General features: G+C 65.3%; 16 protein-coding genes. 14 read left to right on the forward strand and 2 right to left on the reverse strand.

From position 1 onward, the window contains the following. The first annotated feature begins 226 nt into the window (after positions 1 to 226). The 11 genes from ACVILL_RS26305 to ACVILL_RS26355 all read left to right on the forward strand — a co-directional run bounded on the left by ACVILL_RS26305 (position 227) and on the right by ACVILL_RS26355 (position 14,741). Positions 227 to 1,102 (forward strand): branched-chain amino acid ABC transporter permease, encoded by an 876-nt coding sequence (locus ACVILL_RS26305; RefSeq protein ID WP_456731694.1) that lies wholly within the window; start codon positions 227 to 229, stop codon positions 1,100 to 1,102. Next, a complete protein-coding gene (locus tag ACVILL_RS26310) occupies positions 1,099 to 2,871 on the forward strand; it encodes a branched-chain amino acid ABC transporter ATP-binding protein/permease (protein WP_456731695.1) in 1,773 nt (590 codons plus the stop codon). Before ACVILL_RS26305 ends, ACVILL_RS26310 begins: the two co-directional genes overlap by 4 nt. Beyond that, entirely contained in the window at positions 2,871 to 3,599 is a 729-nt protein-coding gene (locus ACVILL_RS26315; RefSeq protein WP_456731696.1) for an ABC transporter ATP-binding protein, read from the forward strand. The genes ACVILL_RS26310 and ACVILL_RS26315 overlap by 1 nt, the downstream gene beginning before the upstream one ends. Positions 3,600 to 3,635: 36 nt before the next feature. Beyond that, the gene (locus ACVILL_RS26320) at positions 3,636 to 4,721 is read left to right on the forward strand and encodes a malate/lactate/ureidoglycolate dehydrogenase (protein ID WP_456731697.1); all 1,086 of its coding nucleotides are present in this window, start codon (positions 3,636 to 3,638) and stop codon (positions 4,719 to 4,721) included. Between the two features lie 60 nt (positions 4,722 to 4,781). Then, positions 4,782 to 5,558, forward strand: a complete 777-nt coding sequence (locus ACVILL_RS26325) for an HpcH/HpaI aldolase family protein (RefSeq protein WP_018270573.1) — start codon at positions 4,782 to 4,784, stop codon at positions 5,556 to 5,558. Between the two features lie 97 nt (positions 5,559 to 5,655). Continuing rightward, entirely contained in the window at positions 5,656 to 7,179 is a 1,524-nt protein-coding gene (locus ACVILL_RS26330) for a UxaA family hydrolase (RefSeq protein WP_456731698.1), read from the forward strand. A gap of 227 nt (positions 7,180 to 7,406) precedes the next feature. Next, positions 7,407 to 7,910, forward strand: coding sequence for a GDSL-type esterase/lipase family protein (locus ACVILL_RS26335; protein ID WP_456731699.1), 504 nt, complete (start codon positions 7,407 to 7,409; stop codon positions 7,908 to 7,910). A gap of 142 nt (positions 7,911 to 8,052) precedes the next feature. Next, positions 8,053 to 10,335: a transglutaminase family protein gene (locus ACVILL_RS26340; protein WP_456731700.1), complete on the forward strand. Its 2,283-nt coding sequence runs from the start codon at positions 8,053 to 8,055 to the stop codon at positions 10,333 to 10,335. Further along, positions 10,223 to 11,311: a transglutaminase family protein gene (locus ACVILL_RS26345; protein WP_456731701.1), complete on the forward strand. Its 1,089-nt coding sequence runs from the start codon at positions 10,223 to 10,225 to the stop codon at positions 11,309 to 11,311. The genes ACVILL_RS26340 and ACVILL_RS26345 overlap by 113 nt, the downstream gene beginning before the upstream one ends. A gap of 20 nt (positions 11,312 to 11,331) precedes the next feature. Beyond that, positions 11,332 to 13,866 (forward strand): circularly permuted type 2 ATP-grasp protein, encoded by a 2,535-nt coding sequence (locus ACVILL_RS26350; RefSeq protein ID WP_456731702.1) that lies wholly within the window; start codon positions 11,332 to 11,334, stop codon positions 13,864 to 13,866. Further along, complete coding sequence (locus ACVILL_RS26355; protein WP_456731703.1) at positions 13,863 to 14,741, forward strand: transglutaminase family protein; 879 nt, start codon at positions 13,863 to 13,865, stop codon at positions 14,739 to 14,741. The genes ACVILL_RS26350 and ACVILL_RS26355 overlap by 4 nt, the downstream gene beginning before the upstream one ends. Positions 14,742 to 14,780: 39 nt before the next feature. Here ACVILL_RS26355 and ACVILL_RS26360 read toward each other — a convergent pair whose 3' ends face one another. Together ACVILL_RS26360 and ACVILL_RS26365 are read right to left on the reverse strand one after the other, a co-directional pair. Then, positions 14,781 to 16,283: a sensor domain-containing diguanylate cyclase gene (locus tag ACVILL_RS26360; protein ID WP_456731704.1), complete on the reverse strand. Its 1,503-nt coding sequence runs from the start codon at positions 16,281 to 16,283 to the stop codon at positions 14,781 to 14,783. Positions 16,284 to 16,449: 166 nt separating this feature from the next. Beyond that, positions 16,450 to 18,156, reverse strand: a complete 1,707-nt coding sequence (locus ACVILL_RS26365) for a methyl-accepting chemotaxis protein (protein ID WP_456731705.1) — start codon at positions 18,154 to 18,156, stop codon at positions 16,450 to 16,452. A 348-nt stretch (positions 18,157 to 18,504) separates the two neighbouring features. Here ACVILL_RS26365 and ACVILL_RS26370 point away from each other — a divergent pair, with 348 nt between their 5' ends. The 3 genes from ACVILL_RS26370 (at position 18,505) to eutC (ending at position 22,401) form a co-directional block, all read left to right on the forward strand. After that, on the forward strand, positions 18,505 to 19,887 hold the full coding sequence (locus ACVILL_RS26370) for an ethanolamine ammonia-lyase subunit EutB (RefSeq protein WP_456731706.1): 1,383 nt from the start codon (positions 18,505 to 18,507) through the stop codon (positions 19,885 to 19,887). Between the two features lie 128 nt (positions 19,888 to 20,015). Further along, positions 20,016 to 21,602, forward strand: a complete 1,587-nt coding sequence (locus ACVILL_RS26375) for a B12-binding domain-containing radical SAM protein (RefSeq protein ID WP_456731707.1) — start codon at positions 20,016 to 20,018, stop codon at positions 21,600 to 21,602. A 4-nt stretch (positions 21,603 to 21,606) separates the two neighbouring features. Further along, entirely contained in the window at positions 21,607 to 22,401 is a 795-nt protein-coding gene (gene eutC, locus ACVILL_RS26380) for an ethanolamine ammonia-lyase subunit EutC (RefSeq protein ID WP_456731708.1), read from the forward strand. Positions 22,402 to 22,616: the final 215 nt, after the last annotated feature.

The raw sequence follows: 22,616 nt of genomic DNA on the forward strand, positions 1-22,616 counted from the left end.
CACGAACGGGTGGGTTCCCTCCCCCCTTGCGGGGGAGGGTTAGGGAGAGGGGTAAGCCGCGCGGGCGGTGTTTGCGGCTTACCCCTCTCTCCAACTCTCCCCCGCAAGGGGGGAGAGAGCCCAGCCACCTCCCGCATGGCCTTCGACGCGATTCTGTGAATACGACAGCCATTCGGACCCGGCCCGCCACTGGGATCTTCGCTTCATCCTCAATCGAACGCTCGTCATGGATCTCATCCTTCAACTGCTCTTCACCGGAATCGGCATCGGCGCGGTCTACGCGCTGGTCGCGCTCGGTTTCGTGCTGATCTTCCGCGCCACCAACGTGGTGAACTTCGCGCAGGGCGAATTCTCGATGGTCGCCGCCTATCTGATGGTGGTGTTCTCGGTCGATCTCGGCTGGCCCTACTGGCTGTCGTTCCTGATCGCGCTCGCCGGCATGGCGCTGTTCGGCGTCATCTTCAATCTCGGCGTCTACTATCCGCTGCGCAACCGCACCTATCTTCCCGTCATCATCGCCACCATCGGCGCCTCGATCCTGCTCTCGAACTCGGTGCTCGCGATCTACGGTCCGCAGCCGCAGGTGCTGCAAGGCTGGTTCGATACGCCCGGCATCCAGCTCGGCCCGGTCTATCTCGACAGCCAGTACCTGTTGATCATCGGCGTCACGATCCTGCTGGTGCTGTTCAATTTCTGGTTCTTCGAGAAGACGCTGCTCGGCAAGAAGCTGCAGGCGACCTCGCAGGACAAGGAAATGGCCTCGCTGCTCGGCATTTCCGTCTCGACCATGATCATGATCACCTTCATCTATTCGGCCGTGCTCGGCGGTCTCGCCGGCATCCTGGTGGCGCCCGTGCTGTTCGTGTCGATCCAGATGGGCTCGACCATCGCGCTGAAGGCGTTTGCCGCAACCATCATCGGCGGCTTCGGCGACGTCGCCGGCGCCATCGTCGGCGGCCTCGCGCTCGGCGTGATCGAGACATTCGGCGCCGCCTATATCTCGGTGCCGTACAAGGACGGCTTTGCCTTCCTGGTGCTGATCGCCTTCCTGGTGTTCCGGCCGCAGGGCATCTTCGGCGAACGTGTCGCGGAGAAAGCATGAGCGCCAGCGACAACATGATTCCGGCGCCGGCCGTGCGCTCGAAGCCGCTGATCATCCGGCATCTGCCGTATTTCATCGGCGCCGCGGTGCTGGTGGCGCTCGCCGCCGGCATGCAGTTCGACGGCTACATCCTCAACATCCTGCTGCAGGCCACGACCTTCTCGATTGCGGTGTTCGGGCTCTCGGTCGTGCTCGGCCTGTGCGGCCAGATCAACCTGGCGCAGGCTGCGTTCTTTGGCTTCGGCGCGTATGCGGTCGGCATCGGCACCGCCGACCTGCACCTGAACTTCTGGCTCTGCCTCGCTGGCGGCTGCGCGATCACGCTGGTTGCCGGCGCGTTCCTCGGCATGTCGACGCTGCGGCTCGGCGGACATTACCTTGCGATGGTGACGATCTCGTTCCAGCAGATCGTGACGTTGGTGATGATCAACGCCATCTGGCTCACCCACGGGCCTGACGGCGTCGCCAACATTCGCCGGCCCGAGCTGTTCCAGAACTCGCAGAGCTATCTCGCGTTCTGCGTCGCGATGCTCGCGATCACAGGCTATCTGGTCTGGCACCTGCCTGACACCAAGCTCGGCCGCGCCATGCGCGCGGTGCGCGACAACGAGCTTGCGGCCGGCGTCAACGGCATCGACGTGTTCCGCACCAAGGTCTACGCCTTTGCGGTGTGTGCGGTCCTCGGCGGCCTCGCGGGCGGCCTGTTCGCCGGCGGTTTCGCCTATGTCAGTCCGGACCAGTTCTCGTTCGCGGAATCCATTCAATTCCTGACCATGTCGCTGCTCGGCGGCGTGGCCTCGCCGATCGGCTCGGCGATTGGCACCGGGCTCTTGATCCTGATCCCGGAATGGCTGCGCTTCCTGAAGAGCGTGCCGGGCCTTTACCTCGCGATCTACGGCCTGTCGGTGATCCTGATCATCCGCTTCATGCCTGATGGCATCTGGGGCTTCGTGTCGGATGCGTTCGCGCGCTGGCGTGCGCACACCAAGGCGCCGCCGACAGCGGCGGCCTTGCAGCTCAAGCCGGCAACGTCAGGCGGCGACACCGTGCTCGAAGTCACCGGGCTCTCGAAGCATTTCGGCGGCCTCAAGGCGGTCGATGGCGTCGACATTGCCGTGAAGCGCGGCAGCGTGCATGCGCTGATCGGGCCCAACGGCTCCGGCAAGACCACGACCTTGAACGTGCTGTCCGGCCTCTACAAGGCCACGTCAGGCAGGATCGTGCTCGACGGCACCGACATCACCAACATGGCGCCGCATCAGCGCACCGCTGCGGGTCTCGGCCGCACCTTCCAGAACATCCGCCTGTTCCGCTCGATGACCGCGCTCGAAAACGTCGAGATCGGCGCCGAGCGGCCCGGCAACACCATGATCGGGAAGGGCGAGGACGCGCTGACCGAACGCGCAATGGAGGCGCTGACCTTCGTCGGCCTCGGCAACCGCGCCAACGAGCTGATCTCGAGCTTCTCCTACGGCCATCAGCGCCTGATCGAGATCGCGCGGGCGCTGGCGTCGAACCCGACGCTCCTGCTGCTCGACGAGCCGGCCGCCGGCCTCAATTCGACCGAAAAGCTCGAACTGCATGAGCTGCTGAAGCGCATTGCGGCCCAGGGCCTCACCATCCTGATCATCGATCACGACATGACGCTGGTCTCGGAAGCCGCCCAGCACATCACCGTGCTGAACTTCGGACGCCGCATCGCGGACGGCGAGTCCATGGCCGTGCTGCGCCATCCCGACGTCGTCTCCGCCTATCTCGGGAGCGAATGATGCCGCTGCTCGAAATCCGCAATCTCGTGGTCCGCTACGGCGAGATCGAGGCGCTGCGCGGCGTCACCATCGCCGTGGAGCAGGGGCAGGTGGTCACGCTGCTCGGCGCCAACGGTGCCGGCAAGTCGACCACGCTGCGCGCGATAAGCGGCCTCGCCAAGCCCGCCTCAGGCGACATCCTGTTCGACGGTCATTCGATCGCGGGCCTCGGCCCGGAAGCGATCGTCCGGCTCGGCATTTCGCATGTGCCGGAAGGCCGCCGCGTGTTTCCCGGCCTCACCGTGAAAGAGAACATCATGCTCGGCGCGTCGAACCGGAAGGCGTCGGCGTCGCAGATCTCGCGCGAGGCCGACGCGATGTTCGATTTGTTCCCTGACATCCGGACCTTCTCCAACGCGCTCGGCTGGACGCTGTCCGGCGGCCAGTTGCAGATGGTCGCGGTGGCGCGCGGCCTGATGGCCAAGCCGCGGCTCTTGCTGCTCGACGAGCCGTCGCTCGGTCTCGCGCCTGTCATCGTGCAGGCGGTGTTCCGCATCATTTCGCAGATCAGGAAGGACACCACGGTCTTGCTCGTCGAGCAAAATGCGCGCATGGGACTCTCGGTCGCCGATCACGGCTTCGTCCTGGAGACCGGGCGGATCGTGCTGGGCGGCAAGCCCGACGAATTGTGGGGCAATGAAGCCATCGCCGCGGCCTATCTCGGCGGCCACGCCAAAACCCACGTCTGACAACGCACCGTGCCTTATCGAGCGAGCTAGTATTTCATGGTCACCATCAAGGTCGATAATCTCATCAACTTCGTGTCCGAGGTGTTTTCCCATTCGGAGTCCTCTCCGGACGAGGCGAAGCGCATCGCGACCTACCTGACGACTGCGAACCTTACCGGCCATGACAGCCATGGCGTGATCCGCGTGCCCGTCTATGTCAGGTGGAAGAAGATGGGTTCGATCGTGCCGAACCAGACTCCCGAGGTCGTGGTCGACACGCCGTCGCTCGCGGTGGTCGACGGCAAGTTCGGCTATGGCCAGACCGTCACGCCGATCGCGGTCAAGCTCGGCATCGAGAAGTGCAAGAAGGCCGGGCTCGCCGCGGTCGCGTTGCGCAACTCCGGTCATCTCGGCCGCGTTGGCGACTGGGCCGAAATGGCCGCTGCCGAAGGCCTCGTTTCAATTCATTTCGTGACCGCGGCGGGTTCGCTGCTTGTCGCGCCCTATGGCGGCGTCGAGAAGCGGCTGTCGACCGCGCCCTATTGCGTCGGAATTCCGCGTCAGGGCCAGGACCCGATCGTGCTCGATTTCGCCACCTCGGTTGTCGCCGAGGGCAAGTGCCTGGTCGCAAGCCGCGGCGGCAAGAAGCTGCCGCACGGCGCGCTGGTCGACGCCGACGGCACGCTGAGCGAGGATCCGCATGTGCTGTACGGCCCGTACACGCCCGACGGCCCGCGCGACCACACCAAGGGTACCGGTGCGATCCGCGCCTTCGGCGATCACAAGGGTTCGGGCCTCGCCTTCATCTGCGAGTTGCTCGGCGGCGCACTGACCGGCACCGGCGCGACATCGTCGGACCGGCGCTTCGCCAATGGCATGATGGCGTTCTACATCGATCCCAAGGTGATCGACACCAGCAATTTCTTCGACGGCGAAATCACCCGCTACACTGACTTCATTCGCGCCACCAAGCCGATCGCGGGCACGGATTCCGTGCTGGTTCCAGGCGATCCGGAGCGGAAAACCCGTGCCGACCGCACCAAGAACGGCATCCCCTTGCCTGACGACACTTGGGCGGCGATAGTGAATACCGCGCGCGAAGTCGGCGTCAGCGAAGTCTCGATCCAGCGGGCGACCAGCTGAGGTCTGCCCTCCAAGAAGCACGCAAGAAACACGCAAGAACCACAAAAGGAAACGTGATCAATGGCAAACAAGGTCAAGCAGGTCTGGGCATCGGGCAAAGCAGTGGTGAACGCGTGGCTCGCGATCCCCTCCGGGTTTTCGGCCGAAGTGATCGCGCAATGCGGCTTCGACAGCGTCACCGTCGACATGCAGCATGGCGTGCAGGACTATCAGTCGATGGTGCAATGCTTCCAGTCGATGCACGCCCATCCGGTGACGCCGATGGTCCGCGTGCCCTGGAATGAGCCGGGCATCATCGGCAAGGTGCTGGACGGCGGCGCCTATGGCGTGATCTGCCCGATGGTCAATACGCCGCAGGAAGCCAAGAACCTCGTCTCCTACGCAAAATATCCGCCGAAGGGCGTGCGCTCCAACGGCCCGATCCGCGCCGGCATGTACGGCTCGGCCGGCACCTATCAGCAGACTGCCAACGACGAGATCGTGCTGCTGCCGATGATGGAGACCAAGACCGCGGTCGAGAACATGGAAGCGATCCTCGATGTCGAAGGCATCGACGGCGTCTATATCGGCCCGTCCGACCTCGGCTTCTCCTATGGCCTGGTGCCGAAGCTCGATCGCGACGAGCCGGAGATCCTCAAGATCTACGAGAAGATCATCAAGGAGTGCGGCAAGCGCGGCCTCAACCCGGGCATCCACTGCTCCGGCGCCGAAGGCGCGGTGCGCGCGATCAACATGGGCTTCAAGCTCGTGACCCTGTCGAACGAGGTCGGCCTGATGCAGGTCTACGCCAAGATGCAGGTCAACGCGACCCGCGAGAAGTCCGGCGGCAAGGCGTAATCGCCTTCGCGAATGGCGAATTGGGAGTAGCGAATAGCGCTGCTCCCAATTCCATTCGCTGCTCGCCATTCGCTATTCGCCCCAAAGGAGAACCCCCATGGCCTCGGCACAAGTGATCCGCCTGCACGCCGACGACAGCGTCCTGATCGCGCGCGCGAGCCTGCCACCGGGGCTCGAGGTGACCGAGGGCGTCACCACGGTCGATCGCATTCCGGCCGGCCACAAGGTCGCGATCAGGCCGATCGCGCAAGGCGAGCCGATCCGGCGCTATGGCCAGATCATCGGCTTTGCGACGCAGGCGATCGCGCCCGGCCAGCATGTGCACACCCAGAACTGCGGCATGGGTGATTTCGCCAAGGACTATGCCTACGGCGTCGACGTCAAGCCGGTGCCGAACTTCGATCTGCCTGCCACGTTTGAAGGCATCCGCCGCGCCGACGGCCGCGTCGCGACGCGAAACTATATCGGCATCCTCACCTCGGTAAATTGCAGCGCCCATGTCGCCGGCATCGTTGCCGACATGTTCAAGAAGAACCCGTTCACAGGCGACAACCCGCTGGCCGATTTCCCGAATGTCGACGGCGTCGTCGCGCTGACCCACAAGACCGGCTGCGGCATGACCCAGGACGAGCCGCTGGCGCTGCTTCGCCGTACGCTTGGCGGCTATGCGCGGCACGTCAATTTTTCCAACGTCATCGTACTCGGCCTCGGCTGCGAGGTGAACCAGATCGGCGGCCTGATGCAGGAACAGAAGCTCGCCGGCCGCCTGCGCGCGATGGACATCCAGGAGGTCGGCGGCACGCGCAAGACCGTGGAGGCCGGCGTTGCCTTCGTGAAGGAAGCGCTCGCCGACGCCAACAAGGTCAAGCGCGAGGCGGTGCCGGCGAGCGAGCTCACCGTGGCGCTGCAATGCGGCGGCTCGGACGGTTATTCGGGCGTGTCGGCCAATCCGGCGCTAGGCGCGGCGAGCGATCTCTTGGTCCGTCACGGCGGCACGGTGATCCTCTCCGAGACGCCGGAGACCTACGGCGCCGAGCACCTGTTGACCCGTCGCGCCGTCAGCCGCGAGGTCGGCGAGAAGCTGGTCGGCCTGATGCGCTGGTGGGAAGAATACACCCAGCGTGAGGGTGCCGAGATGAATGCCAATCCGAGCCCCGGCAACAAGGCCGGCGGTCTCACGACGATCCTGGAAAAGTCGCTCGGTGCGATGGCCAAGGCCGGCAGCACCAATCTCGTCGACGTCCTGCATTACGCCGAGCCCGTCACCAAAAAGGGTTTTGTGTTCATGGACACGCCCGGCTACGACCCGGTCGCCGCGACCGGGCAGGTCGCCGGCGGCGCCAACCTCGTCTGCTTCACCACCGGCCGCGGCAGCGTGTTCGGCTGCAAGCCCGCGCCGTCGATCAAGCTCGCCACCAACACGCCGATGTACAAGCGGATGCAGGACGACATGGACGTCAATTGCGGCACCATCCTCGACGGCGAGGAGAGCGTGCAGGAATGCGGCCAGCGCATCTTCGACCTCATCCTCAAGACCGCCTCGGGCCAACCGACCAAGAGTGAGAGTTTTGATTTCGGCGGCGCCGAGTTCGCGCCGTGGGTGCTCGGCGCGACGATGTAGCGCTTAGGCGCGCAATCCAAGCCACACTTTCGCTGTCGTCCCGGCGAAAGCCGGGACCCATACGGCGTGATCTATCGATTAGGGGTGCAGGCAGACATCTTCCGCGTCACCGCGGCCGGTGGTTGTGGGTCCCGGCCTTCGCCGGCACGACGAGGAAGTACGTTGGCGAATGAAGCTTCCCGGATTACGCTACGCTCCATCCGAGCTACGGACTGGACGGAGGACCCATGCGCTCGCGTCGGTTCGGAATAATTGGGTGCTTCGCTTTTCTCACCGCTTTGAGCCTCGGTGTCGCCTCCGCTGATGCCGCAACCATCGTTGCGCTTGGCGCGAGCAACACCTACGGCAAGGGCGTGGCGCGCAACCAGGCCTATCCCGCACAGCTCGAAGCGATCTTGCGGGCGAAGGGACTGAATGTCCGTGTCGTGAACGCCGGCATCAATGGCGACACCACGGAAGGGATGCTGCAGCGGCTGGACCGGGCGGTCCCGAACGGCACCAGTGCGGTTATCTTGCAGCCGGGCGGCAATGATCGGCGCAAGGGCAGCCCCGACCGGACGGCGGATATTCAAAACCGTCTCAGCGCCCGTGGTATCAAGGTGATCATGCTCTCGAACGGGATGCTGCACGGACTTCCCCATCAGCCCGACGGTGTGCATTTGACCCCCGAAGGCTATCAGATGCTCGCCCAGTCGCTCGCTTCGCAGGTCTCCGGCGCGATCGGCCGCTAGCCGGTGACGGCGACCAGCCGCGCCAATTGCTGAGGCCGGGACAACGCACGGATAATTCGTGGGCAATCGCTGCCCGTTGTTAGTGCTTGATGTCGGCCGGAACCAGTGTTCTGCTCAAAAAAGCCGCTGGAGTCCTCGGTCTGTGTCGATATCAGTCGCACTGCATCACGTCACGCACTACAAATACGACCGGCCGATCGATCTCGGGCCCCAGACCATTCGGCTCCGGCCCGCGCCGCATACGCGCACGCCGATCCTGAGCTATTCGCTCAAGGTCACGCCATCAAACCACTTCGTGAACTGGCAGCAGGACCCGCAGGGCAACTGGCTGGCGCGCTACGTGTTTCCGGAGAAGGCGACCGAACTCAAAGTCGAGGTCGACTTCACCGCCGAGATGATCGTGGTCAATCCGTTCGACTTCTTTGTCGAACCCTACGCCAACAGCTTTCCGTTCGAATACCCAGGCGATCTCAGGACCGAACTCGCGCCCTATCTCGAGACCGACGAGCCCGGGCCCTTGCTCGCGGCTTACCTGAAGGAGATTCCGCACCAGGCCGAGAGCACCGTCAACTTTCTGGTCGAGCTGAACGCGCAGCTGCAAAAGAAGATCAGCTACATCGTCCGCATGGAGACCGGCGTGCAGACGCCGGAGGAGACGCTGGCCGCAAACTCCGGCTCCTGCCGCGACTCGGCATGGCTGCTGGTCCAGACGTTGCGTCACCTCGGGCTCGCTGCCCGTTTCGTCTCCGGCTATCTGATTCAGTTGCGGCCCGACATCGATCCGCTCGAGGGGCCGCGCGAGGTCGAGAGCGATTTCACAGATCTGCACGCCTGGGCCGAAGTCTATCTGCCGGGCGCGGGCTGGATCGGTTTCGACGTCACCTCCGGCATGCTGACCGGCGAGGGCCACATCCCGGTCTGCGCCACGCCGCATTATCGTTCGGCCGCCCCGGTGACCGGCATGCTTGGCGCTGCCAACAGCGATTTCGCCTTCGAGATGAGCGTCAAGCGGATCCGCGAGGCGCCACGCATCACCAGGCCGTTCTCGGATCAATCCTGGGCGCAGCTCGACCAACTCGGCGAGCAGGTCGATGCCGACCTGACGAAGGACGACGTGCGGCTCACCATGGGCGGCGAGCCGACCTTCGTCTCGGTCGATGATCTGGAATCGCCCGAGTGGAACGTTGCGGCTGTCGGCCCGACCAAGCGCGCGCTCGCCGATGAACTGATCCGCAAGCTGCGCACGCGGTTCGCGCCCGGCGGCCTGCTGCATTACGGCCAGGGCAAATGGTATCCCGGCGAGAGCTTGCCGCGCTGGGCGTTCGGCCTCTACTGGCGCAAGGACGGCAAGCCGATCTGGAAGAATGTCGACCTGATCGCTGGCATCGAGAATACGCGCAAGGCCGAGATCGCCGAAGCCAAGCGCTTTGTTGAGACCACCGCCGCGAAGCTCGGTCTCGGTGCCGATTATGCCATGCCCGCCTATGAAGATCCCGCCTTCTGGCTGCAGCGTGAAGCCGGTCTGCCGGCCAATGTGACCCCTGCGAATTCCAGACTGACCGATCCGGAAGAGCGCGCGCGGATGGCGCGGGTGTTCGATGAGGGGCTGACCACGCCGAAAGGCTATGTGCTGCCGATCCAGCGCTGGTCGCCGCTTGGCGATCGCGTGCCGGCGCGTTGGCGCAGCGAGCGCTGGAAGATCCGGCGCAGCCATCTGTTCCTGTCGCCGGGTGATTCCCCGCTGGGCCTGCGGCTTCCGATCTCCTCGCTCGAATATGTCCCGCCTGACGACTATCCCTACGTCGTCGAGCGCGATCCGATGGCGCCGCGCGATGCGCTCTCCGACGAACTGCGGCAAGGACTGAAGGAAATTCCCGAGCCGCTGCCGGTGCGCACCGCGATGTCGATCGAGGTGCGTGACGGTGTGCTCTGCGCCTTCATGCCGCCGGTCGAGAAGGCCGAGGATTATCTCGACCTGATCGCCGCGATCGAGACCGCCGCCGAAGAGCTGCAACTGCAAGTCCACGTCGAAGGCTACGCGCCGCCGTTCGATCCGCGGATCGAGGTGATCAAGGTGACCCCGGATCCCGGTGTGATCGAGATCAACGTGCAGCCGGCGCAAAGCTGGCGCGAGGCCGTCGACATCACCCTCGGCCTCTATGAGGACTCAGCAAAGACACGGCTCGGCGCCAACCGCTTCCTGATCGACGGCCGCCACACCGGCACCGGCGGCGGCAACCACATCGTGGTCGGCGGCAGCAAGCCGGAGGATTCGCCGTTCCTGCCGCCGGCCCGATCTGTTGAAGAGCCTCGTGCTGTACTGGCAGCGGCATCCGTCGCTATCCTACCTGTTCTCCGGCATGTTCATCGGCCCGACCAGCCAGGCACCGCGCATCGACGAGGCGCGGCACGACGGGCTCTATGAGCTGGAGATCGCGCTGTCGCATGTGCCGCCTGCGGGCATGGACGCGCCGCTGTGGCTGGTCGACCGGCTGTTCCGGCACATCCTGGTCGACATCACCGGCAACACCCATCGCGCCGAAATCTGCATCGACAAGCTCTATTCGCCCGATGGTCCGACCGGCCGGCTCGGCCTGGTCGAATTCCGCGCGCTCGAAATGCCGCCCGATCCGCGCATGTCGCTGGCGCAGCAGCTTCTGATCCGCGCGCTGATCGCAAAGCTGTGGCGCGAGCCGCAGCAGGGCAGGTTCGTGCGCTGGGGCACCGCGCTGCATGACCGTTTCATGCTGCCGCATTTCCTCTGGGAGGATTTTTTGGGCGTGCTCGCCGAGCTCAAGCAGGCCGGCTACGACGTCGAACCGGAGTGGTATCAGGCCCAGCTCGAATTCCGCTTTCCCGCCTTCGGCCGAGTCCACCATGGCGGCGTCAGCCTCGAACTGCGCCAGGCGCTCGAGCCCTGGCACGTGCTGGGAGAGGAGGGTACGTCGGGCGGCACCGTGCGCTACGTCGATTCCTCGGTCGAGCGGCTGCAAGTGAAGGCAACCGGATTCGTGGAGGGCCGCCATGTCGTCACCTGCAATGGCAGGCGGATGCCGATGACCGAAACCGGCCGCGCCGGTGAGGCGGTCGCCGGCGTCCGCTTCAAGGCCTGGCAGCCGGCTTCCGGCCTGCATCCGACCATTCCGGTGCACGCGCCGCTGACATTCGACCTGATCGACACCTGGAACGGCCGCTCGCTCGGCGGCTGCGTCTATCACGTCGCCCATCCCGGCGGCCGCAACTACGAGACCAAGCCGGTCAATTCCTACGAGGCCGAGGCGCGGCGGTTGGCGCGCTTCCAGGAGCACGGCCACACCCCCGGCAAGATCGAGACGCCACCGGAGGAACGCACAATTGAGTTTCCGTTGACCCTCGACTTGCGGACGCCGCTCCTGCACTAATTGGCTGCAGGGGAAGTGGAATGACCGGATCGGGTGGCCAAGGCGGGAGCAGTCAGGAGAGCAGGGCCCGTCCCGGCCAGCGCCGGATGGCGCAGTGGACCCGCGATTATGTCCGGCTGCCCGGCATTCCCGACGAATATATTGCGGAGAACGGCGCACCGCGGCCGGTCTGGGCCCGCTTCTTCGACGCCTTTGCCGCGCTGTCACCGGCCGACATCGAGCGCCGCTTCGGCTCCGCCGACCGTCATCTGCACGAGGCCGGCGTCACCTATCGCGCGCCTGGCGACACTTCGGACCGGATCTGGCCGCTCAGCCATCTGCCGCTGATCATCGACGCCGCCGACTGGCAGCAGCTCGCCGCCGGTGTCACGCAGCGCGCGCAGCTCTTGGAAATGGTGCTGGCGGATCTCTACGGCGAGGGCCGCCTCGTTACCGATGGTGCGATCCCCGCAGCGGCGATCGCCGGCAGCAGCGAGTATCTACGCGCGGTCAGCGGCATCAAGCCGCCGGGCGGCCGCTATCTGCATCTCTATGCCGCCGATATCGGCCGCGGGCCTGACGGCCGCTGGTGGGTGCTCGGCGATCGCACGCAGGCGCCGTCGGGTGCGGGTTATGCGCTGGAAAACCGCCTGGTGCTGTCGCGCGCCTTTTCCAATCTCTACAAGTCGATGAATGTCGAGCGCGTCGCGCCGTTCTTCGAAGCGTTCCGCGATTCGCTGCGCGCCAGCGCCGACCGCGACGAGCCGAGGATCGGCCTGCTGACGCCGGGCGCGTTCAGCGAGACCTATTTCGAGCACGCCACGCTCGCGCGCTATCTCGGCTTCCTCTTGGTCGAAGGAGACGATCTCGCGGTCTCCGGCGACCGCATCCACATCCGCACCGTCGCCGGATTGAAGCGGCTCGACGTGCTGCTGCGCCGGGTCGATTCCAACATGCTCGATCCGCTCGAGCTCGACGCATCCTCCTATCTCGGCGTGCCCGGGCTCGTCGACGTCCTGCGCAAGGGCGGCGTCGTGGTCACCAACATGCCGGGCTCGGGCGTGATGGAGGCGAGGGCGCTGCTCGGCTTCCTGCCCAATCTCTGCCGGCGCCTGCTCTCCGAAGATCTGATGATGCCGCATATCGCGACCTGGTGGTGCGGCCAGAAATCCGCCCGCGAGGAGGTGCTGTCGCGGCTCGACGAATTTGCGATCGAGGGTGCGTATGGTCGCGGCGTTCCGGACTTTCCGGGCAATGGCCCGGTGCTGCCGGGCGAACTGTCGGCGGCCGACCGCGATCGCCTGAAGGATGCGATCAGTCATCGCGGCATCGACTATGTCGGCCAGGAGCTGGTGCGGCTGTCGACCACGCCGGTGTGGGAAAACGGCAGGATCGCGCCGCGACCGTTCGTGCTGCGGGTGTTCGCGGCGGCGACGCCGAACGGCTGGACGGTGTTGCCCGGTGGTTTCTGCCGGATTGCCGATCGGGCGGATGCGCGCGCGGTGTCGATGGGTGATGGCGCGGTGTCCGCCGATGTCTGGGTGGTCTCCGACAAGGCGGTCGCGACCTCGACCCTGCTGCCGGCGGTCGACACGGTCCGCATCCGCCGCATCGCCGGCGTGCTGCCGAGCCGCGCCGCCGACAATCTGTTCTGGCTCGGCCGCTATCTCGAGCGCGCCGAGGCCACCATTCGCTTGATCCGCGCGCTGTGCACGCCGCTGCGCGATCCGGCGCGCGCGAATTCGAACGGCTCTTCCCCGGCGATGCATTCGGCCGAGCGCATCCAGCGCATGCTGGTGGCCTGGGGCGCGGCCTCGCAGACCGCGCGCGCCAATCCCGCCAAGGTCGCGCTCGAAGCGCTGCAGAACGAGGAGAAATTCGGCTCGGCGCTGTCGCTGGTGCGCTCGGCGCAGCGCACCGCGACCTCGCTGCGCGAACGGCTGTCGCCAGACGCCTGGCAGGTCATTACCGAGATGGCCGATCGGCTCGCGATCGAAGTCCATGACGATGACGGCGTCATCAGCGCCGCCGAGCTGACCTTGCAGGAACTCGCGAGTTTCGCCGGCCTCGCGCAGGAGAACATGAACCGCGCCGCCGGCTGGCGCTTCCTCGAGATGGGCCGTCGCGCCGAGCGCGCCATCAACACCACGCGCTTTGCCCGCCAGTTCGCCTATGACGAAGCCGGCGACGAGGACCTCGACGTCCTGCTCACCCTGGTCGACTGCCAGATCACCTATCGCTCGCGCTATCTGGTGCAGCCGCTACTGACACCGGTGCGCGATCTCGCGGTGCTCGACCCCTACAATCCGCGCTCGGTCGCGTTCCAGGTCGCGGCGCTGAACGAGCATATCGCCGCGTTGCCGAGCCTGAAGGAGCACGGCCTGATCGAGCGGCCGCAGCGGCTCGCGGTCGCGGTCGAGGCGATGCTGACGACGGCCGAAGCCGGCAGTCTCGACGTCAAGACGCTGTTTGCGCTGGAGCAGGACCTGCTCAACCTCGCCGACGCGGTCGGGCTGCATTATTTCCCGCACGGACCAAATGCCAGCCGGCCGGAGAAGCTCACGGGGCTGGCGTGATCTACGACATCCGCCACGTCACGACCTACAGCTACGAGACCCAGGTCAGCTTCGCCCGCTGCGCGCTGCGGCTCGAGCCCGTCAGCAGCGGCGGGCAACAATTGATCTCGCATGCGGTCGAGATCCGCCCGAAGCCTGCGGAACGCACGGCGCGGCGCGACTTCTTCGGCACGCTGACCGAGAGCGTCCTGATCGAGACCGCGCATCGCAGTCTTCGCATCGACGCCCGCTCGCGGGTCTCGGTGGCGCGGCTGCCGCCGGCGCGTGACGCCGCGAGCCCGGCCTGGGAAAGCGTGCGCGACAATGCATTCGAGGCGTTGAGCCTCGATGCGGCTTCGCCGGTCGGCTACGTCTTTGCCAGCGCGCTGGTGCCGGTGCTGCGGCCGGTGACGGCCTATGCCTCCGCGAGCTTTGCGCCCGGCGGCGGCATCCTCGCCGGCGCGGCCGGCCTGATGCGCCGCATCCGCAGTGATTTCAAATACGATCCCAAGGCGACCGTGATCTCGACGCCGCTGCGCGACGTGTTCGAGAAGCGCCACGGCGTCTGCCAGGACTTTGCCCATGTGATGATCGCGGGCCTGCGCGGGCTCGGCCTGCCCGCGGCCTATGTCAGCGGCTATCTGCGTACCATTCCGCCGCCGGGCCAGCCGCGGCTGCAGGGCGCGGACGCAACCCATGCCTGGGTGTCGGTCTGGTGCGGCAGGGAGCTCGGCTGGGTCGGGTTCGATCCGACCAACGATCTCATGGTGGCCAACGACCACATCATTCTCGGCATCGGCCGCGACTTCGCCGACGTCTCGCCGGTCGACGGCGTCATCGTCGGCGCGCGCAAGCAGAAGCTTGCCGTCGCCGTCGACGTGCTGCCGGTGGAGTGAGCGAGGCGGGCGAACGCATCCGCGGCACCGCGATCTTGATCAGGCGACGTGCCGCTTACCCGATTTGTCCCAGCCGATCGGGCTGACGACGACGCGGTCGCGGCCTTCACGCTTGGCTTGATAAAGCGCAAGGTCCGCCGCCTTGAGCAGCTCGCGCGACGTGCGCTCGTGGTCGGGGACGAGGCAAGACAATCCGATGCTGACGGTCGGCAACGTAGGCTCGGACTCGCGCGCGGCCGTCAGCTTGGCGCGAATCCGTTCGGCAACTTCCATTGCCCCCGCCTTGCCGATGCCGGGCAGCAGCACCGAGAACTCCTCGCCGCCATAGCGCGCGCCGAGATCAGTCGTGCGCTTGGCGCTCTCTGCGATGCACCGTCCCACGGTGGCGAGCACGGCGTCGCCGGCCTGATGCCCGTAGCTGTCGTTGAAGGTCTTGAAATGATCGACGTCGATCATCAGAAGCGAGACCGGCGACTTTGCGCGCATGCCGCGACGCCATTCGACGTCAAGGGTATCGTCGAGGCGGCGGCGGTTCGCAAGGCCGGTCAGCGCATCCGTGCTCGCGAGGTGCGCGAGCCGGTCTTCCGCGGCGGCCCGCCGTTTGAGCGCGGCCAGCAGGTAGAACATCAGGACGATCGAGACGCCGCACAGCGCTGCCACCACACTGCCGATCAGCCAGAGCTGTTGCCACCAGTCGGCATAGATGCCGTCGAGCGCGAGACCTTCGGTGATGAGCAGCGGATGGTGTCCGACCGCCTGAAAAACATAGAGCCGGCTGACATGATCGACAATCGATTTCGTCATGTAGGAGCCGGATTGCCGTGCCGGATACTGCTTGAAGACCAGGGAGTCCCTGATGCTTTGCCCGATCTTGCCGATGTCGAACGGTGCGCGCATCAGCATGACGCCATCGGTGTTGAACAGTGCCATGCTGTCGCCGAAGCCGAAGTTCAGCTTGCGAAACAGATTGTGGAAATAGCTGAGCCGCATGCTGCCGGCGACCACGCCGGCGAAGGACCCGTCGTCATTGCTGATGCGGCGGCTCAGGCTGATCAGATACTCGCCGTCCGACGTGACCCAGGGAGTACTGATGAACAGTCCGCTGTCCGCGCGCGTCCGATGCACCCGGAAGAAGTCTCGATCGGCGAAGTTTGCGCTCTGCGGCGTCAACGTCCGGGAATCGAGCGTGACGTCTCCCGCCGCATTCAGCACCAGGATCGAGCCGAGGTCCTTGGCGGTGGCGGCACGGTCGAACAGCAGGACCTGGCGAAGCTCCGGGCTGATCCTGGCGAGCTCCGGCAGCTTGACGCCGTCGGCGACGGCCTGCAGCGAGAGGTCATAGAGCTCGATGTTGCGGTCGATCTCGCTGGCGATGGAGGCGACGAGGTTGGTCGCGGCTTCCTTCGCATGCCGATAGTCCTTGTCCGCCATTGCCCAGAGAATGGAGGCGCAGATTGCCGAAAAGCACAGAACGAGGCCGATCCCGAGCGCAAGCAGCCGTTTGGTCGGGACCGCTCTCGGCTTTGGCAAAAGCCCGTTCATCGCTCGCTTCCACTTCCCTGCGCCGCCGCGCTCTGATGCCTTCTATGGCGGCATCAAATTGAGAAATGCGACCTGAAGCGAAGGCAATTTGCGTCGGTGGGTTGGGAGAGTCTTAACCATGGCTGGCCGGGACTTGCGTGGCGCCCCGGCGCAGCGCATGACCGGTTCAGGTCCCGGTGCGCCGCAGGCCGTCGGTGGCGTCGGTGCGCAGGTTGCGGAAGAACTGCTCGACCTCGCGCGACAGCGTCTCTGCGGTTGCGGTCAGATCGTTCGATGCCGCGAGCACCGATTCTGCCGCCTTGCTGGTCTGGTCCATGTCGTCGCGCAGCGAGCCGACGTTCGTCACCAGGGTTTCATTGCCCTGGGCCGCCATCTGCGCGTTGGCCGAAATCTCGCGGGTGGCGGCGTCCTGCTGGCCGATCGCGCTGGCGATATTTGAGGTGACGTTGCTGATCTCGCGCACGGCTTGGCCGATCTCGCGCACGGCGGCCACCGAGTTGCGGGTCGAGGCCTGGATCAGGCCGACATTCTCGCTGATCTCGGCGGTTGCCTTGGCGGTCTGCCCGGCCAGCGCCTTGACCTCGTGCGCGACGACGGCAAAGCCGCGGCCGGCATCGCCGGCGCGGGCGGCTTCGATGGTGGCGTTCAGCGCGAGCAGATTGGTCTGCTCGGCGATCGCCTGGATCAGGCTGAGCACGCCGTCGATGCGCTGGGTGGTGGCGGCAAGTCCCTCGATCTCGGTGATCGAGCGGTCGGTGCGCGCACCGGCCTGGTCGACCGCGCCGGAGGACTGCTTGACCTGGCGGCCGATCTCCTCGACCGAGGCGGAGAGTTCTTCGGCGGCGCCCGCCACTGCCGAGACGTTGCTGGATGCCTGTTCGGTCGCGCCTGCCGCCGCAACCGCGCGGCCGCTGGCGTCCGTCGCGACGGTCGCGATGGTCTGCGCGGTTTGCCGCATCGTCGCAGCATTGTCGTGCACCGCGCGGAGCACCTCACCGATGGTGCCGCGGAATGCCTCAACGAAGCTCTCGATATGCCGGCCGCGCGCGTCCCGGGCCTCGGAATCCTGCAGGACCTGCGCGTTCAGGCTGCGATTGCGATCCATCGCCTCCTGGAAGACCTTGATGGCGCGCGCCAGTGCGCCGATCTCGTCGCCGCGCTCGACATGCGGCACTTCGACATGGTCGGCACCCTCGGCGACGCGCTTGATGGTCGTGGTAATCTGCGACAGCGGCCGCGCTACCGAGCGGGCAATGATCAGCACGCCGAGCACCACCACGATCAGGGCGGCCGCACCGAGTCCGGTCAGCAACAGCGCCATCACACGGTTGGCGCCGGTCTGCTGCGCGAGCTTCTTGCTGCGCTCGGCATAGATCTTGGAGAGCGCCTCGAGATCCTTGTTCAGCGCGGAGCGCACGTCGCGGTTGGCGTCGTTGTCGCCCCACTCGCGCCCGGCTGCGGCGCCGATCTCGACGCCGCGGCGAACCAGCTCCTTGCGGAACTCGACGAACTGCTCGATGCGCTTCTTGAACACCGCGAACTGCGCGGCGTCATCGGCCTGCACCAGGCTTTCCCAGTTCTTGACCACGCCGAGGATGCGCTCGTTGAACGCCAAGAGCCCGTCGCCGTATTTCTTCACCGCCGCCGGTTCGGTCGACATGTAGATGCCGCGCGATTCCATCACCACGGCATAGACCAGTGAATTGACCCGCTCGACATTCTGCGCGGCACGGCTTGCGAGGTCGACGGCCTCGGTCAGCTCGGCATTGCGCCGCGCATTGTAGTCGGACAGGACGGTGACGGCCGCGGTCAGCGCCGCAATCAGCGCAAACGTCGAGTACAGCCTGGCAGCAAGCGAGAATCGGGATGCCATTGGAGGCCGGGACATTGAGATGGGGGATGTGACAGGGGCGAGCATTGAGGGCACTCCAAGAGGCCGGGGAGTACCTTCGGCCAATTAAAGCTTATGCAAAATCTTCATGGACAATTTCTTAACGCGGGCGTTTTGCGCAGCCGCAACCATTAAAATCTCTAAATAATCCCAATGCCTTATGAGGCGCTCCGGGTCCGTTGGGTTCCGGTGGCTCGCCGCAGTGTGTCGAATGACAAGCCGCCATCATTGTTAGTCATCAACATCCCCGGCGCTCGGCGCGAAGCCGATGGCACGACTTTCGCAAAGTGGTGCTAGGTTACGCTGCCCGAGCCCTCGACGCGAATTCCCATGCTCTATCGTCACACCATCGACGCCACCAATTACGCATTCGACGATCTGCGCATCCTGCTCGCCAAGGCCTCGCCGCCGCGGTCAGGCGATCGCCTGGCCGGCATCGCGGCCGATAGCGCCGAGGAGATGATCGCCGCGCGGCTGGCGCTGGCCAACGTTCCGCTCCAGCAATTCCTCGATGAGCCTGTCATCCCCTATGAGGACGACGAAGTCACCCGCCTGATCCTCGACAGCCACGACGTTGCCGGCTTCCTGCCGGTGTCATCGCTCACCGTCGGCGGTTTCCGCGACTGGCTGCTGTCGGACGCCGCCACCGGTGACACGATCAGGAAGATCTCGCGCGGCATCACACCGGAGATGGTGGCGGCGGTGTCGAAGCTGATGCGCAACCAGGACCTGATCTTGGTCGCGAAGAAATGCGAGGTGACGACCCGCTTCCGCAACACCGTCGGCCTGCGCGGCCGCATGAGCACGCGGCTACAGCCCAACCATCCCTTCGACGATCCCAAGGGCATCACCGCCTCGATCCTCGACGGTCTGTTGCTCGGCTCGGGCGATGCCTGCATCGGCATCAATCCGGCGAGCGACGATCCGAAGGTCATCGCCACCCTGCTGCGGCTCCTGGACGACATCATCACGCGGCTCGAGATTCCGACGCAGGGCTGCGTGCTGACGCATGTGACGACCTCGCTCGGACTGATCGGGCAGGGGGTGCCGGTCGATCTGGTATTCCAGTCGATCGCCGGCACCGAGGCGGCCAACCGCAGCTTCGGCGTCGACCTCTCGCTGCTGCGGGAGGCGCGCGAGGCCGGGCTGTCGCTGCGCCGCGGCACGGTCGGTGACAATGTGATGTATTTCGAGACCGGGCAGGGCTCGGCGCTGTCGGCCAACGCCCATCACCGGGTCGACCAGCAGACCTGCGAGGCGCGGGCCTATGCGGTGGCGCGCGCGTTCGATCCGCTGCTCGTCAACAGCGTGGTCGGCTTCATCGGTCCCGAATACCTCTATGACGGCAAGGAAATCATCCGTGCCGGGCTCGAGGATCATTTCTGCGGCAAGCTGCTCGGCCTGCCGCTCGGGATCGACGTCTGCTATACCAACCATGCCGAGGCCGACCAGGACGACATGGACAATCTCCTGACGCTGCTTGCCGCCGCCGGCGTGAACTTCATCATGGGCGTGCCGGGCGCGGATGACGTTATGCTGAACTATCAGTCGACATCGTTTCACGATGCGCTCTACATCCGCGACCTGTTCGGCCTGAAGCGGGCGCCCGAATTCGACGACTGGCTGTTGCGTGTCGGCCTTGCCGGGCCGGATTTTCGTCTTGCCGCCGACGCCGGGGGGCTGCCCGATCTCGCTGCCAGGCTCTTGACCTGACGGGATGGCAAAATTCTGCAGAGCAACTATCTCGCCGTTGTGACGTTAGTTGGTGCCACAATGTTGAAGAAATTCTGGCCCAGCGTTCCACGCCATGGTTAGATTTGCGGGTGCTTCGGGGTCATTCGATGAGAGCTGAGGGCATAGAGACGGCACGGCGTATCCTCTGCGTCTTTCCGCGCTATACGTCGTCCTTTGGGACCTTCGAGCATTCCTATCCGCTGACCGACGGCGTCAAGGCGTTCATGCCGCCGCAGGGCCTGCTGCTGATCGCCGCATATCTTCCCGAGAACTGGCCGGTCCGTTTCGTCGACGAGAACCTGCGTCCGGCGACGGAGGAGGATTTCGAGTGGGCGGAGGCCGTGTTCGTCAGCGGTATGCACATCCAGCGCCAGCAGATGAACGACATCTGCCGTCGCGCGCATGACCATGACCTTGTGGTCGCGATCGGCGGCCCGTCGGTCAGCGCCTGCCCGGACTACTATCCCTCATTCGACTACCTTCACGTCGGCGAGCTCGGCGATGCCACCAATGAGCTGATCAGGCGTCTGGCCGATGACACCAGCCGTCCCGACCAGCAGGTGGTGCTGAAGACCCTCGACCGCCTGCCGATGACGGAATTCCCGCTGCCGGCCTATGAACTCGCCGAGACCAAGAAGTACTTCCTCGGCAGCATCCAGTTTTCCTCGGGCTGCCCCTATCAGTGCGAGTTCTGTGACATCCCCGGGCTCTACGGCCGCAATCCGCGCCTGAAGTCGCCGGAACAGATCATCGCCGAGCTCGACAAGCTGCGCGCATGCGGCGCGACCGACACCGTCTATTTCGTCGACGACAATTTCATCGGCAACCGCAAGGCGGCGAGCGAATTGCTGCCGCATCTGATCGAATGGCAGAAGCGGACCGGCTATGTCACGCGGCTCGCCTGCGAGGCGACGCTCAATATCGCCAAGCGGCCCGAGATCCTGGAGAAGATGCGCGAAGCCTTCTTCGTGACGATCTTCGTCGGCATCGAGACGCCCGACCCCGACGCGCTGAAGGCCATGCACAAGGATCAGAACATGATGGTTCCGATCCTGGAGGGCGTGCGCACCATCAATTCATTCGGCATGGAGGTCGTCTCGGGCATCATCATGGGGCTCGATACCGACAAGCCGCAGACAGGCGACGCGCTGATCTCCTTTGTCGAGGAGTCCCGGATTCCGCTGCTCACCATCAACCTGCTGCAGGCGCTGCCGAAGACGCCGCTGTGGGACCGGCTCGAAAAGGCGGGGCGGCTGATCCATGACGACGGCCGCGACTCCAATGTCGAGTTCCTGCTGCCCTATGAGGACGTGGTCAGTTCCTGGCGCAAGTGCATGGAGCTCGCCTATGAGCCGAAGAAGCTGTTCGAGCGCTATTTGCATCAATGCAACTACACCTATGCCAACCGCATCAAGGTGCCGGTCAGTCCGGAGATGAAGAGCTGGGCCAACATCCGGCGCGGCCTGATCATGCTGCGCAACATCTTCTGGAAGGTCGGTGTGCTCGGCGACTACAAGCGCGTGTTCTGGAAGTTCGCACTCGGCCGGCTCAAGCGCGGCGACATCGAAGGGCTGATCTCGGCGACGCTGGTGGCGCATCATCTGATCACGTTCGCGCGTGCGGCCTCCAGCGGCCGGCAGAACGCCTCGAATTACTCGCTCCGGCTGCGCGAGGCCTCCGTTCCCGCCGAATAACAGCATGACGACACCGCCGGCGCCATCGTCTCCCTCGCTTCCTGATTTGCGCGACCTCACGCCGGCGCGTGTCGGTCTTGGCCGGTCCGGAGCCAGCCTGCCGACCGATGCGCTGCTGTCCTTCACGCTCGACCACGCCCGTGCCCGCGATGCCGTGCACGCAGCCTTCGATGTCAGCGGAATTGCGGCCGGTCTTGCCGGCCTCGGCATCACGCCGCTCGACGTGTCGAGCCAGGCGCACAGCCGGCGCGACTATCTGCGCCGGCCCGATCTCGGGCGCATGCTGGATTCCGCCTCGCGGCGGTCGCTGGAGGGGAGTGGCATCAGCGCGTGCCGCTGCGCGATCGTGATCGGTGACGGCCTGTCGCCGACCGCGGTCAATGTGCATGCCGTCGAACTGATCCGGCATCTCGTGCCGCATCTTACCGCCGACGGGATCGACGCCCGCCCGGTGATCACAGCGTCGGGCGCGCGGGTCGCGCTCGGTGACGAGATCGGCGCTATCATCGGCGCGCGCATGCTGGTGATGCTGATCGGCGAGCGGCCCGGCCTCTCCGCGCCCGACAGCCTTGGCGCCTATCTCACCTTCGCGCCGCGGATCGGTCTCACCGATGCCGACCGCAACTGCGTCTCCAACGTCCACCGCGCCGGGCTGAGCCATGCGGAAGCCGCGTTCAGGATTTCGTGGCTTGTGCGTGAGGGCCTGGCACGCCAGATCACAGGGGTCGCGTTGAAGGGTGAAAGCGGCGGTGGATCGTCACAGAATGCGCTACCGGGGTGTGACAAATCAGCTACTTAATGGCGATGATCGGCGGTTCCCCGCCGATTTCATCCGACCCTCGCGCTTGCGAGCAAGGGGGCGGGCAGGTAAAACCGGCGCCGGTCAATATTCGCGTGTTTTCAAGGACTAGCGCCGATCGGTTGCGCTCACCCGCCTCATTCGCGCCCCTAGAGCATGATCCGGAAAAATGCGAAGCGGTTTTCCGAAAAGATCATGCGCAAACAAGACGCTAA

Source organism: Bradyrhizobium sp. USDA 3364 (assembly GCF_054056355.1).